This window comes from Bradyrhizobium rifense (genome assembly GCF_008123425.1).
GTDB lineage: Bacteria > Pseudomonadota > Alphaproteobacteria > Rhizobiales > Xanthobacteraceae > Bradyrhizobium > Bradyrhizobium rifense.
Window position 1 is genome coordinate 1 of the sequence record NZ_VSSS01000098.1, and the last position, 13,219, is coordinate 13,219.

The window sequence follows — 13,219 nt, forward strand, 5'->3', positions numbered from 1 at the left end:
GTTGCCGCAATGCGCGGGCCCAGAAGCTGTGGAAGGAGGATATCGCTCGCCTGGCCAAGCGCGAGAGGGTCGAGCTGAAGGCGCTGGCCGTCGCCATCCGTGAGCACCACGATCTTGCCGAACGGCTCGACCTGATCAACAGCATCGATGGCATCGGGCTAAAGACCGCGATTATCATTCTGGTGCGGATGCCCGAGATCGGTCAGATCACACGCGAACAAGTAGCCGCCCTGTCGGGGCTTGCCCCTTACGATCACGACAGCGGCAATCATGTCGGCGTCCGTCACATTGCGGGCGGGCGTGAACGGCTGCGCCGCGCGCTCTTCAATGCCGCGCTACCGGCGTCCTTTCGCTGGAATCCGCAGCTCATCGCGTTCTATGGAAAGCTGACGGAGGCCGGCAAGGAGCATAAACGCGCTCTGATCGCTTGCGCCAGAAAGCTGCTGATCTTCGCCAACACAGTCGTCGCTCGCGGCACGCCCTGGCGGAAAGAAGCGCCTGAAGTCGCAAGCCGGCCAGCCACCTGATCGCGTTTCTTTGTTCGGCCGAACCCGTTTCTTCGTCCCGACCTGCCGTCGCAAAGACGCCGCGCGCCGCGGCCGTCAAGGCTGGCCGTCGCTCCGGCCTCACCCCATTGCCGCTGTCGCCAGGCCACGCCTTGACGGCCGCAAGCACGGCGTCATCCTCGCCGGAAATCGGGACGGCTTTAATGGTTGCTACGGCACCGTGCCAGCTAAGAATACGGATTGATCAGCTTCTGCTGCTCGGCACTGTGCTGCACGAGCATGTCGATGAAGGTCCGGACCTTCGCCGACAGATGATGCTTGTGCGGGTAGACCGCATTCATCGACATCTCGACCGGCCGATATTCCGGCAACAGGCGGACCAGCCGGCCGGCATCGAGATCGTCGCCGACCAGGAATCCGGCCGCCAGACTGACGCCCGCGCCCTGCAACGCCGCCTCACGCAGGGCCTCTCCGCTATTGGTGATCAGATTGCCCGACACGCGCACCGAGGCGGGCGTGCCCTTGCGATCGAAGAAGCGCCATTCGTCGAAGGGGTAGTTGATGTGGCGCACGCAATTATGCCCGGCAAGCTCCTCGAGCGTCTGCACGCGTCCATGCGCCTCGATATAGGAATGCGAGCAGCACAACACGTGCCGCCAGGTCGCAAGGCTCCGCACGATCAGGCTCGAGTCGGGCGGCGCGATCATGCGCAATGCGAGATCAAAGCCTTCCTCGATCAGGTCGACATTGGTCTCGCCCATGCGCAGGTCGACCTTGACCTCCGGATAGGTCGCGAGGAATTCGGCCATCACGGGCGCGACGAACGGGACCATGTGGGTGGCGGTGTGGATGCGCAGCGTGCCGCGCGGCGTCGATTGCAGTGCGCCGGCAATGTCGTCGGCCTGTTCGAGATCGGCGAGGATCTGGGTCGAGCGGTCGTAATAGGCCTTGCCGATCTCAGTGAGGCTCACCTTTCGCGTGGTGCGGTTGAGCAGCCGCACGCCGAGCCGGTCCTCCAGCGCCTGGACGTGGTTGCTCACCATGGTCGTCGACATGTTGAGGCGGCGCGCGGCGGCGGAGAAACCGCCGTTTTCGACCACGCGGACGAAGGCGGTAAGGCTGGTGAAGCGGTCCATGGCTGCCTGATTATCCGCTTTTGATCGACAATTGCTGGGGAATCGCCCCGATTATCCATCAGATCATACACATGGTCGCATCCCACTAGCAGCTTCGAATGCAACGGGATGCATGCGTTAGCAGCAATCGCTCGACGGACACGGCAATCGCTCTGGGGCAGTCACGAGCCCGATTCGGTAGACCCTCACACGCAAAGGCGGCGCCTGCCGACTGTCCACCCCCGATGGATAATCCTTCCCGAATTTCGCCAATTATCACTCGCCCCAGAAAGAACGATAGTCTCAGCCAGCCGATAGGAGACTTGCTATGTCAGAGATGCCCCGAACCGATACTTTCGAGCAAGCAACTGAAATTGCTCGTGATTATCCAAAGGCGACGGCGACTGTCCCGAGCCGGAAGAATATGGTCCGGCGCGCGGCATTGGTGCTCGCGCTCCTCGCTGGCACGGCAACGATCGCCTATTACGGCCACGACTATTGGACCAACGGCCGCTACCTCGAGACCACCGACGACGCCTATGTGAAGGCAGACTCCACGATCATCGCACCAAAGGTCTCCGGCTATATCGCGAACGTGCTGGTCGGCGACAACGAGAAGGTCAGGGCTGGCCAGCTGCTGGCCAAAATCGACGACCGCGACTTCAAGGCGGCGCTTGGCCAGGCCCGCGCCGATGTGGCTGCGGCCGAAGCTTCGGTTCACAACCTCGATGCCCAGCTGGAACTCCAGCAACCGATCATCGAGCAGAGCACGGCCGACGTCACGGCAGCAGACGCCAATCTGAAATTCGCGCAAGAGGAGCGCGCCCGCTACGACGATCTCATGAAGTCGGGCTCCGGCACGATCCAGCGCGCACAGCAGACCGATGCGGCGCTCCGCGCCAGCAACGCGCAATTGCAGCACGCCAAGTCGGGCCTGGTGGCCGCGCAGCGCAAGGTTGACGTGCTGACCACCCAGCGTGCGCAGGCCACGGCGCAGCTCGATCACGCCCGCGCGGTCGCGGACCAGGCTGGGCTGAACCTGTCCTACACCGAGATCACCGCGCCGGTCGACGGCACGGTCGGCGCCCGCAGCTTGCGCGTCGGTCAGTACGTGCAGGCCGGCACGCAATTAATGGCGGTGGTGCCGCTCGATGCGGTCTATGTGGTCGCGAATTTCAAGGAGACCCAGCTCACGCATGTGCGCGCCGGCCAGCCGGTCGAGCTGATCGTCGACAGCTTTCGCAAGCAGACGCTCCACGGCCATGTCGACAGCCTGTCGCCGGCAAGCGGACTTGAATTCGCGCTGCTGCCGCCGGACAACGCCACCGGCAATTTCACCAAGATCGTGCAGCGCGTGCCGGTGAAGATCGTGCTCGACGATCACAGCCTGACCGGCCTGCTGCGGCCCGGAATGTCGGCGGTGCCGACGGTCGACACCAAGGCGACCGTGGTGGCCGAGCGCGAGACGGCGAAGCGCGTTGCCGACAACGCGCTGCATCCGAACGGCGGCTGACGCTGCGGGATCCCGGCGGGATTATCAAATCCTGCCGGATGATCCTTCCCGAACTTACCCGATTATCGAAACCATCCGCCTAATGCATCCTGTCTCCGTAACCGAGACGAGGCTTCCATGAGCACGCTTCAACCGACCCTCAATGCCGCTTCCGCCGCCAATCTGCCCGCTCCGCAAGCTGCTCCCGCAACACCGGCCGTCTCTGCCAAAACCTGGATCGCGGTGATCGGCGCCACGCTCGGCGCCTTCATGGCGGTGCTGAACATCCAGATCGTCAACGCCTCGCTCGCCGACATCCAGGGCGCGATCGGCGCCGGCATCGACGACGGCGGCTGGATCTCGACCTCCTATCTGATCGCCGAGATCGTGGTGATCCCGCTCTCCGGCTGGCTCGCCCAGGTGTTCTCGATCCGAATTTATCTTCTCACAAACGCAGTTCTATTCCTGCTGCTCTCCGCCGCCTGCGCGCTGGCGCAGGACCTGCCGCAGATGATCGTGCTGCGCGCCGTGCAGGGTTTCACCGGCGGCGTGCTGATCCCGATGGCCTTCACGCTGATCATCACGCTGCTGCCGCGCGCCAAGCAGCCGGTGGGCCTTGCGCTGTTCGCGTTGTCGGCGACATTCGCGCCGGCGATCGGCCCGACCATCGGCGGCTATCTCACCGAGAATTTCGGCTGGCAGTACATCTTCTACGTCAACCTCGCGCCCGGCGCGATCATGGTCGGCATGCTCTGGTACGCGCTCGACGCCAAGCCGATGAAGCTGTCGCTGCTGCGCGACGGCGACTGGGCCGGCATCATCACCATGGCGATCGGCCTCTCCGCGCTGCAGACGGTGCTGGAGGAAGGCAACAAGGACGACTGGTTCGGTTCGCCCTTCATCGTCAAGCTCAGCGTGATCGCGGCCGTGGCGCTCATCGTCTTCCTGATCATCGAGCTGACGGTGAAGAAGCCGCTGTTGAACCTGCGCCTGCTGGTCCGCCGCAATTTCGGCTTCGGCATGCTCGCCAACTTCCTGCTCGGCGTCGCGCTCTATGGTTCGGTGTTCATCCTGCCGCAATACCTGTCGCGCATCCAGGGCTACAATTCGGAGCAGATCGGTATGGTGCTGGCCTGGACCGGATTGCCGCAGCTGCTGCTGATTCCGCTGGTGCCGCGCCTGATGCGGAAATTCGATGCGCGGATCATCATTGGCATCGGCTTCGTGCTGTTCGCAGGCTCGAACTTCATGAACATCTATATGACTAACGACTACGCCGCCGACCAGCTGTTGTGGCCCAATGTCGTCCGCGCCATCGGTCAGGCGCTGGTGATGGCGCCGCTGTCGGCGGTGGCAACCGCCGGCATCGAGGCGGAGAACGCGGGCTCGGCCTCCGGCCTGTTCAATATGATGCGCAATCTCGGCGGCGCCGTCGGCATCGCGTTGCTGCAGACCGTGCTGACCAAGCGCGAGCAGTATCACTCCAACGTGCTGATGCAGTCTGTCTCGGTGTTCGAGCAGGCCACCCGCACCCGGCTGGAGCAGCTCACGCAATATTTCATCAATCACGGCGTGCTCGACCGCGCCGATGCCGCGCATCGTGCCTATGTCGCGATCGGTCATGTCGTGCAGAAGCAGGCTTACATCTTCGCCTTCAGCGACACCTTCTATCTGCTCGGCCTGGCGCTGATCGTCGCCTTCGTCGCCTCCCTCTTCCTGAAGAAGCCCGGCCATGTCTCGGCCGGCGGTGCCCACTGACCTCAACCCCAAACAAGGAGAACGACCATGAAGCCCCGCATGAATTTCTACCAGGCAGCCCCCGACACGATGAAGGCGCTGATGGCGCTGGAAGAGCAGATCCAGTCGACGGGATTGGAGAAATCGCTGATCGAGCTCGTCAAGATCCGGGCCTCAGAGATCAACGGCTGCGCCTTCTGCATCAACATGCACACCGAGGATGCCCGCAAGCGCGGCGAGACCGAGCAGCGCATCTATCTGCTCAACGCCTGGCGCGAATCCCCGCTCTATACCGATCGCGAGCGCGCCGCGCTGGCCTGGACCGAGGCGGTGACGCTGATCGCGGAAACACGCGCGCCCGACGACGTCTACGCCGAGGTCCGCGCGCAGTTCTCCGACGCGGAGACGGTGAACCTGACCGTGCTGATCGGCGCGATCAACGCCTGGAACAGGCTGGCGATCGCGTTCCGCGCGGTTCATCCGGTGAAGGTGAAGGCGTCGGTGGCGTAGGCGCCCCACGCGCAAGTCTCGTAGGGTGGGCAAAGCGCAAGCGTGCCCACCACCTCCTCAAAAGCAAGAAAAGACGTGGGCCCGGCGCAAGTGCGCCTTTGCCCACCCTACGATAGCTGGGTATGCGGCTTAAACCGCAGTCGCCTTGGCGAACTCGACATAGATCTCGCGAAGCCGCGCGGCGAGCGGGCCGGGCTTGCCGTCGCCCACCTTCTTTCCGTCAATCGCCACCACCGGCTGGACGAACAGCGAGGCCGACGTCGCAAACGCCTCCTTCGCGGCCAGCGCCTCTTCCACAGTGAAGGAGCGTTCCTCGACGCGGAGCTGACGCTCCTCAGCGAGCGCGACGACGGCCTTGCGGGTGCAGCCCGGCAGGATCGCGTTGGAGTTCTTGCGGGTGACGATGACGTCGTCCTTGGTGAGGATGAACGCCGACGACGAGCCACCCTCGGTGACGTAGCCGTCTTGGAGCATCCAGGCCTCGCCGGCGCCAGCTTCGGCTGCGGCCTGCTTCGCCAGCACCTGCGCCAGCAGCGCCACGCTCTTGATGTCGCGCCGCTCCCAGCGGATGTCAGGCACCGTGATCACGTTGATGCCGGTCTTGGCGGACACTGCGTTGATGATGTCCTTTTCGGAGGTGAACATCACCAGGCTCGGCTTGACGTCGCCCTTGGGGAAAGCGAAGTCGCGGCCCTTGTCGGCGCCGCGCGTGACCTGGAGATAGACCAGGCCGGACACGACCTTGTTGCGGGCGATCAGCTCCTTCTGGATCTCGGTGATGCGCTCGACCGTCTCCGGCAGCCTCAAGCTGATCTCGCCAACCGAGCGCTCCAGCCGCGCCAGATGCGAGGCGTTGTCGACCAGCTTGCCGTCGAGCACGGCCGAGACCTCGTAGATGCCGTCGGCAAACAGGAAGCCGCGGTCGAGCACCGAGATCTTCGCGTCCGAGAGCGGGACGAATGAGCCATTGACGTAGGCGGTCGAATCCAAGGCTGGTCTCCTGGCGGGAAAGGGGGATTTATCGACCGGTATAGGGGATTTGTTGGGGTCCCGAAACCCTCGATCTGTCATTCCGGGCCCGCGCCTAGAGGCGCGTCCCGGAATGACGACCGAGCTAGTGCGACAAAATCTTCGACAAGAACTTCTGCGCACGGTCGCTGCGGGGCTTGCCGAAGAAGTCCTCCTTCGGCGCGTCCTCGACGATCTCGCCGCGGTCCATGAAGATGACGCGGTTGGCGACCTTGCGGGCAAAGCCCATTTCGTGGGTGACGACCATCATGGTCATGCCCTCGTGGGCGAGGTCGACCATGACGTCGAGCACCTCGCTCACCATCTCGGGGTCGAGCGCCGAGGTCGGCTCGTCGAACAGCATCACGATCGGATCCATCGCGAGCGCGCGCGCGATCGCGACGCGCTGCTGCTGGCCGCCGGACAGCTGTGCCGGAAATTTCTGCGCCTGCTCCTGCAGACCGACGCGGTCGAGGAGCTGCATGCCCTTCGCCACCGCCTTGTCGGACGACCGTCCCAGCACCTTCTGCTGGGCGAGGCAGAGATTGTCGATGATCTTGAGATGCGGGAACAGCTCGAAATGCTGGAACACCATGCCGACGCGCGAGCGCAGTTTCGGCAGATTGGTCTTGGGATCGTTGACCTTGGTGCCATCGACCGAGATGTCGCCGCTCTGGAACGGCTCCAGTGCGTTGACGCATTTGATCAGCGTCGACTTGCCCGAGCCGGAGGGTCCGCAGACCACGACGACTTCGCCCTTGGTGACGCTGGTGGTGCAGTCGGTCAGCACCTGAAAGGTCGGGCTGTACCATTTGTTGACGTGGCTGATTTCGATCATGACCGACTTGCTCTAGCGGATGATGGCGATGCGCGCCTGGAGGCGGCGGACGCCGAAGGACGCGATACAGGAAATGGTGAAGTAGACGACGGCGGCAAACAGATACATCTCGACGAGACGGCCGTCGCGTTGTGCGATCTTGCTGGCCGCACCGAGGAAATCGGTGATCGACAGCACGTAGACCAGCGAGGTGTCCTGGAACAGCACGATGGTCTGCGTGATCAGCACCGGCAGCATGTTGCGGAACGCCTGCGGCAGCACGACGTAGCGCATGGTCTGCGCGTAGGTCAGGCCGAGCGCGTTGGCGGCGGCCGGCTGTCCCCGCGAGATCGACTGGATGCCCGCGCGCATGATCTCGGAGAAGTAGGCCGCCTCGAACATGATGAAGGTGATGAGCGAGGAGGCGAACGCGCCGACGCTGATCGGTCGCGAGGCGCCGGTCACCCACTGTCCGATGTAGGGCACCAGGAAGTAGAACCAGAAGATCACCAGCACCAGCGGCAGCGAGCGCATGAAGTCGACATAGAAGCCGGCGATGCGCCCGAGCGTCTTGTAGCCGGAAAGCCGCATCAGCGCGATCGCGGTGCCGAAGACGAGCCCGCCAAGTGCTGCGAGCCCCGTCAGCATCAGCGTGAAGGTCATACCCTCGTAGAACAGATAGGGCAGCGCGCGGACGATGACGCCGAAATCGAAATTACTGAACATGGCGCTATTTCCCCGTGATGTAGCCGGGGATCGCGACGTAGCGCTCAAGGAAGCGCATCGCGGTCACGACGACGGCGTTGACGAGGAGATAGAGGAGCGTTGCCGCAGTAAACGCCTCGAACACCTGAAACGAGAACTCCTGCATCGAGCGCGCCTGTCCGGTCAGTTCGAGCAGACCGATGGTGATGGCGACCGCTGTGTTCTTGATGGTGTTGAGGAACTCGGAGGTCAGCGGCGGCAGGATGATGCGGAACGCCATCGGCAGCAGTACGTAGCGATAGCCTTGCACCGTGGTCAGCCCGAGCGCGGTCGCCGCCATCTTCTGTCCGCGCGGCAGCGAGCCGATGCCGGCCTGCAATTGCACCGCGACGCGCGCCGACATGAAGAAGCCGATGCCGATCGCCGCGGTCCAGAACGGCGCGTTCGGCAGTTGCTTCAGCCAGGTGCCGGTCGACTTCGGCAGCAATTCCGGCAGCACGAAGAACCACAGGAACAGCTGCACCAGCAGCGGCATGTTGCGGAAGAACTCGACCCAGCAGAAGCCGAACCAGGAGGCGGCCTTGGACGGCAGCGTCCGCATGACGCCGACAATTGAGCCGAAGACCAGCGCGATGATCCAGGCGAGCACGGCCGTCTTCAGAGTCAGCACCAGGCCCGACAGCAGCATGTCGAGATAGGTACCGGTCCCCATCGGGTTCGGATCGAAGAAAATTCCCCAGTTCCAGTGATAGTTCACGTGTCCCCCGCGCGAACGCGCCAATTAGATATTGGCTCGAAGTAAGGTCTTGCCGCCTATGCAAATGTCCGGCCACTCTGGTGTCAAGAGTGGCCGGACATGATCTCGATCAAGCGACCGAGGTATATCTTACTTATAGTCGTCCGGGTTCGGCGAGTCCGAAGGTTTTGCGAACTCGTTCTTCAGCTCGGCCGAGATCGGCGTGTTGAGGTTGAGACCCTTCGGCGGGATCTTGGCCGTGAACCACTTGTCGTAGATCTTCTGGGCCTCGCCCGAGGTGTAGAGCGCAGCGGTTGCGGCATCGACCACCTTCTTGAACGGCGCGTCGTCCTTGCGCAGCATGATGCCGTAGGGCTCGGGCTTGGAGAACGCATCCTTGGAGATGACGTAGTCATCCGGGGTCTTCGAGCCGGCAACGAGGCTCGCGAGCAGAACGTCGTCCATCACGAAGGCGACCGCGCGGTCGGTTTCGACCATCAGGAAGGCCTCGGCATGGTCCTTGGCCGGAATGATGTTGGCGCCCAGGCTCTTGGCGACATTGGCCTCGGTGAGCTGCTTGATGTTGGTGGTGCCTGCGGTGGAGACCACCGTCTTGCCCTTGAGATCGTCGATCGACTTCAGGCCGCTCGACTTCTTGAAGACGTAGCGGCTGGCGGTCAGATAGTGGGTGTTGGTGAAGGCGACCTGCTTCTGGCGCTCGGCATTGTTGGTGGTCGAGCCGCATTCGAGGTCAATGGTACCATTCGCCATCAGCGGGATACGGGTCGCCGAGGTCACCGGATTGAGCTTCACCTCGAGCTTGTCGAGCTTGAGCTCCTTCTTCACGGCATCGACGATCTTGTAGCAGATGTCCATCGCGAACCCGACGGGCTTCTGGTTGTCGTCGAGATAGGAGAACGGGATCGAGGAATCGCGGAAGCCCAGCGTGATGGCGCCGGTGTCCTTGATGTTCTTCAGGGTGCCGGTCAGCTCCTCGGCGCCGGCCTGGCTGACGACAAAGGTCGCGGCGAGCGCAAGGCCGATGTGACGGAAATGTTTCACTTTTTCTCCCCTTTCAGGATAATGCGGCCGGATGCAAGCACATCTCGGCCCGGATTAGAATGTGACTTTCGGCTGGATGCCGGCTCAGGTTAATGGCCTCAGGTCAGCGGCTTTGGTAATTCGCCGAGATCCCAGAACAGCCCGGCCATCACCGTCAAGGCCTCTTCGGTCAATGGCAGCAGGATGTGCTCATTGGGCGCATGCTGGGAACAGCCGGGATAGGAGTGCGGGACCCAGATCGTCGGCAGGCCCAGAATCTCGGAAAACACGTCGTTCGGCAGCGAGCCGCCGAAGTTCGGCAGCACCGCCGGCGCCTTGCCGGTGGTGTTTTGGACTGAATCCGCCGCCCATTTGATCCAGGGGCTGTCGAAATCGGTGCGCGAGGCGGCAAAGCTCTGGGCCGCCCGCACCTCGACCATCGGAAAGCCCTTTGCGACCAGATGGGCGCGGACGGCCTCGATCAGGCCATCGACCTTGGTGCCGACCACGAAGCGCAGTTGCAGCACGGCATTGGCGTGGCCCGGAATGGCGTTCGCCGGCTTCCCGATATTGCCCGACGACATCGCCAGAACTTCCAGCGTGTTCCAGGCATAGAGCCGCTCGGCCGCGGACAGGCCGTCCTCGCCCCAGTTCTCCGCGAGCGCAGGCTCGTCCTCGGTCGGCACCACCTGTACATCGGCAAGATAGCTGCGGATCTGGTTGGTGAGCCGCGGGGGCTTCAGGGCGTCGAGCTGAAGCCGGCCGTGGCCGTCGACCAGCGTCGAAATCGCGTTGACCAGGATGGTCGCGGGGTTGGCGAGCACGCCGCCCCAATTGCCAGAATGATGGCCGCCGTCGCGCAGGTTCACGTCGAGATGGATGCGGATGCCGCCGCGGCAGCCCAGGAACAGCGTCGGCCGATCAGCCGACAGCCGCGGCCCGTCGGAGGCCATGAACAGATCCGCCTTCAGCGTGTCGCGGTTGAGGTCGCAGACCTTGCCGAGATCGGGCGAGCCGATCTCCTCGCCCATCTCGACGATGAATTTTGCATTGAAGCCGAGCTTGCCGCCGCGGGCCTCGCGCACCGCGCGGAGCGCGGCCATGTTGATGCTGTGCTGGCCCTTGTTGTCAGCGGTGCCGCGGCCGTACAGGCGAATGCCTGCCGCTGTCGTGCGCCAGGGATCGCGGCCGTCGCGCCACTCGCCCTCCATGCCGTCGACGACGTCGCCATGGCCATAGATCAGCACGGTCGGCAGCGACGCGCTCTCGTGATGCTCGGCAAACAGGAACGGCGCCTTGCCGCTCGGGGATTCGACCAGGCGGCTGGTGAAATCGAGCGCGGCGAAGGCTGGCACCATCTCCTGTTCCAGATAGGCGCGCAGCTCGGGGCCGCGCGACGGATTCTGGCTTTCGGTCTTGAAGCCGACGCGGCGGTCGAGTTCGGCGAGGAACGCACCGGATTTGAAATCGTCGCGGGCGCGGGTGATGGCGTCGGCTCTGGTCATTACTTGCTTTTTTCAAGGTTTCGAGGCGGGAGAGCGTAGCGGGCTACACTGGGCCTCGAAAGTGGCGGGGACTTGGACAGCTCTTGGGTCGTTCTTGCGATTTCGTTCTTGCTCTCTTGAGATTGGCTTGCCAAGGGCGGGAGCACCGCTGATTTTGGCCTTGCCAAGGTCGCGCTATATGCAAGAACGTCGCCAAGTTGGGGCGCACGTCTATCATTCGAAGAGCGCTCAGTACAGGGCGCCGGGGGACCAGCATGGCCAAGCAGATCAGGCTCAACGCATTTGCGATGAATTGCGTCGCGCATCAATCACCGGGCCTATGGACCCATCCGCGCGACCGCACCGCCGAATATAACCGCCTGCCCTACTGGATCGATCTCGCCAAGACGCTGGAACGCGGCCGTTTCGACGGGCTGTTTCTGGCCGACGTGCTCGGCGTCTACGACGTCTATGGCAATAGCCCTGACGCAGCCTTGCGCAATGCAGCACAGACGCCGTCGAACGAGCCGCTCCTTCTGCTCTCGGCGATGGCCGCGGTCACTAAGAATCTGGGATTCGGTGTCACCAGCAATTTGTCCTTCGAGCCGCCCTACCCGTTCGCGCGGCGGATGTCGACGTTGGACCATCTGACCGAAGGGCGGATCGGCTGGAACGTCGTCACCGGCTATCTCGACAGCGCCGCGCGCGGCGCCGGCAAGGAGAAGCAGACCGGGCATGACGACCGCTACGACATCGCCGACGAGTACATGGAGGTCGTCTACAAGCTCTGGGAAGGGAGTTGGGAGGACGACGCGGTGGTGCGGGACCGCAAGCGCGGCATCTTCACCGATCCCAGCAAGGTTCACCGCATCAATCATGAGAGCGCGAACTACCGCATCAACAACACCATTCATCTTAGCGAACCGTCGCCGCAGCGTACGCCCGTGCTGTACCAGGCCGGCACCTCGCCGCGCGGCCGTCAATTCGCGGCCAAGCATGCCGAATGCGTATTCATGTCGGGACCGTCGGCCAAGATCATTGCGCCGCGGGTCTCCGCGATCCGCCAGGAGGCCGCCGCATTCGGCCGCAACCCGGCCGAGATCCTCATGTTCAACATGATGACGATCATCCTCGGCAACACCGAGGCCGAAGCGGCCGCGAAATATGCCGACTACCGGTCGCACATCAGCCCCGAGGGCGCGCTCGCGCTGATGTCGGGATGGACCGGCATCGACTTCTCCGGCTACGAACTCGACCAGCAGGTCCGTCACGTCCAGAACGATGCCGGTCGCAGCGCACTGGACAACGTCACTCGCGGCGATCCCGACCGCGTCTGGACCGTGCGCGACGTCATCGAACATGTCGGCATCGGCGGCGCCGGCCCGGTCGTGGTCGGCACGCCCGAAAGCGTAGCGGACAAGATCGAGGATTGGTTCGAGAAGACCGACGTCGACGGCCTCAACGTTGCCTTTGCGATCTCGCCCGGCGATTTCGAGGACATCGCCGACATGCTGGTGCCGGAGTTGACCAAGCGCGGACGATACAAGCTCGAGTATACGAAGGGCACGCTGCGGGAGAAGCTGTTCGGCGATGGGCGCGCAAGACTCGACGCGCCGCATCCGGCGGCGGGGTATCGGGTGGGGAAGAAGGGGTAGGACTCGCTGCCTCCTCGTCATTGCGAGCGCAGCGAAGCAATCCAGAATCTTTGTGCTGAAACACTGGATTGCTTCGTCGCTTCGCTCCTCGCAATGACGGCGGTGTGCGCGGCGCCGCTTACACCTTCCCGTCCACCATCACCTCGATCAGCTTGGTCCCCGGCCGGCCGAACGCCGACGCCAGCGTTGCCTTTAGCTCGCGCGGGTCGCCGATCTTGATCGCCTCGCAGCCGAGTGCCTTCGCCATGCCGGCGAAATCCACGGGCGGATCGGCAAAGTCCATGCCGACGTAATTGTCATCGCCATGGAAGGCGAGCAGGCGCTGCTTGATGATACGGTAGCCGCCATTGTTGGCGATGACGACGTTGAGCGGCAGCTTGTGGTGCGCGGCCGTCCACAGCGCCTGGATCGAA

At 63.4% G+C, this 13,219-nt stretch carries 13 protein-coding genes; 5 read left to right on the top strand and 8 right to left on the bottom strand.

From position 1 onward, the window contains the following. The coding region (locus FXB40_RS45545; protein ID WP_148778782.1) for a transposase at positions 1-527 on the top strand (527 nt) is incomplete at its 5' end. Positions 528-733: 206 nt separating this feature from the next. Here FXB40_RS45545 and FXB40_RS45550 read toward each other — a convergent pair. Further along, a complete protein-coding gene (locus FXB40_RS45550) occupies positions 734-1,642 on the bottom strand; it encodes a LysR family transcriptional regulator (RefSeq protein ID WP_148778783.1) in 909 nt (302 codons plus the stop codon). Positions 1,643-1,949: 307 nt separating this feature from the next. Between FXB40_RS45550 and FXB40_RS45555 the strand changes: the two genes are divergently transcribed. From FXB40_RS45555 to FXB40_RS45565, 3 genes are all read left to right on the top strand, one after another. Continuing rightward, on the top strand, positions 1,950-3,134 hold the full coding sequence (locus FXB40_RS45555; protein ID WP_148778784.1) for an HlyD family secretion protein: 1,185 nt from the start codon (positions 1,950-1,952) through the stop codon (positions 3,132-3,134). 117 nt (positions 3,135-3,251) lie between these two features. After that, positions 3,252-4,871 (top strand): MDR family MFS transporter, encoded by a 1,620-nt coding sequence (locus FXB40_RS45560; RefSeq protein WP_148778785.1) that lies wholly within the window; start codon positions 3,252-3,254, stop codon positions 4,869-4,871. Positions 4,872-4,898: 27 nt separating this feature from the next. After that, positions 4,899-5,360, top strand: coding sequence for a carboxymuconolactone decarboxylase family protein (locus FXB40_RS45565; RefSeq protein WP_148778786.1), 462 nt, complete (start codon positions 4,899-4,901; stop codon positions 5,358-5,360). 129 nt (positions 5,361-5,489) lie between these two features. On the opposite strand, the gene FXB40_RS45570 is transcribed toward FXB40_RS45565, so the two are convergent. The 6 genes from FXB40_RS45570 to FXB40_RS45595 form a co-directional block, all read right to left on the bottom strand. Beyond that, the gene (locus FXB40_RS45570) at positions 5,490-6,350 is read right to left on the bottom strand and encodes a D-amino-acid transaminase (protein ID WP_187437582.1); all 861 of its coding nucleotides are present in this window, start codon (positions 6,348-6,350) and stop codon (positions 5,490-5,492) included. Positions 6,351-6,474: 124 nt separating this feature from the next. Further along, positions 6,475-7,206 (bottom strand): amino acid ABC transporter ATP-binding protein, encoded by a 732-nt coding sequence (locus FXB40_RS45575; protein ID WP_148778788.1) that lies wholly within the window; start codon positions 7,204-7,206, stop codon positions 6,475-6,477. 12 nt (positions 7,207-7,218) lie between these two features. Then, the gene (locus FXB40_RS45580; protein ID WP_148778789.1) at positions 7,219-7,911 is read right to left on the bottom strand and encodes an amino acid ABC transporter permease; all 693 of its coding nucleotides are present in this window, start codon (positions 7,909-7,911) and stop codon (positions 7,219-7,221) included. Between the two features lie 4 nt (positions 7,912-7,915). Next, the gene (locus FXB40_RS45585) at positions 7,916-8,647 is read right to left on the bottom strand and encodes an amino acid ABC transporter permease (RefSeq protein ID WP_148778790.1); all 732 of its coding nucleotides are present in this window, start codon (positions 8,645-8,647) and stop codon (positions 7,916-7,918) included. Positions 8,648-8,776: 129 nt separating this feature from the next. Then, the gene (locus tag FXB40_RS45590) at positions 8,777-9,688 is read right to left on the bottom strand and encodes an amino acid ABC transporter substrate-binding protein (protein WP_148778791.1); all 912 of its coding nucleotides are present in this window, start codon (positions 9,686-9,688) and stop codon (positions 8,777-8,779) included. A 98-nt stretch (positions 9,689-9,786) separates the two neighbouring features. After that, positions 9,787-11,172, bottom strand: coding sequence for a M20 family metallopeptidase (locus FXB40_RS45595; protein WP_148778792.1), 1,386 nt, complete (start codon positions 11,170-11,172; stop codon positions 9,787-9,789). A 254-nt stretch (positions 11,173-11,426) separates the two neighbouring features. Between FXB40_RS45595 and FXB40_RS45600 the strand changes: the two genes are divergently transcribed. Then, positions 11,427-12,806 carry an LLM class flavin-dependent oxidoreductase gene (locus FXB40_RS45600; RefSeq protein ID WP_148778793.1) on the top strand — a complete coding sequence of 460 codons (1,380 nt, stop codon included), beginning with the start codon at positions 11,427-11,429 and terminating at the stop codon, positions 12,804-12,806. A 118-nt stretch (positions 12,807-12,924) separates the two neighbouring features. Here FXB40_RS45600 and FXB40_RS45605 read toward each other — a convergent pair. Beyond that, on the bottom strand, positions 12,925-13,219 hold a 295-nt coding region (locus FXB40_RS45605; protein WP_246208356.1), incomplete at its 5' end, for a thiamine pyrophosphate-dependent enzyme.

Excerpts from the sequence above, each read along its gene's own strand:
- FXB40_RS45550 (WP_148778783.1), bottom strand. The coding sequence starts at position 1,642 with ATGGACCGCTTCACCAGCCTTACCGCCTTCGTCCGCGTGGTCGAAAAC.
- FXB40_RS45555 (WP_148778784.1), top strand. The coding sequence starts at position 1,950 with ATGTCAGAGATGCCCCGAACCGATACTTTCGAGCAAGCAACTGAAATT.
- FXB40_RS45560 (WP_148778785.1), top strand. The coding sequence starts at position 3,252 with ATGAGCACGCTTCAACCGACCCTCAATGCCGCTTCCGCCGCCAATCTG.
- FXB40_RS45565 (WP_148778786.1), top strand. The coding sequence starts at position 4,899 with ATGAAGCCCCGCATGAATTTCTACCAGGCAGCCCCCGACACGATGAAG.
- FXB40_RS45575 (WP_148778788.1), bottom strand. The coding sequence starts at position 7,206 with ATGATCGAAATCAGCCACGTCAACAAATGGTACAGCCCGACCTTTCAG.
- FXB40_RS45580 (WP_148778789.1), bottom strand. The coding sequence starts at position 7,911 with ATGTTCAGTAATTTCGATTTCGGCGTCATCGTCCGCGCGCTGCCCTAT.
- FXB40_RS45595 (WP_148778792.1), bottom strand. The coding sequence starts at position 11,172 with ATGACCAGAGCCGACGCCATCACCCGCGCCCGCGACGATTTCAAATCC.
- FXB40_RS45600 (WP_148778793.1), top strand. The coding sequence starts at position 11,427 with ATGGCCAAGCAGATCAGGCTCAACGCATTTGCGATGAATTGCGTCGCG.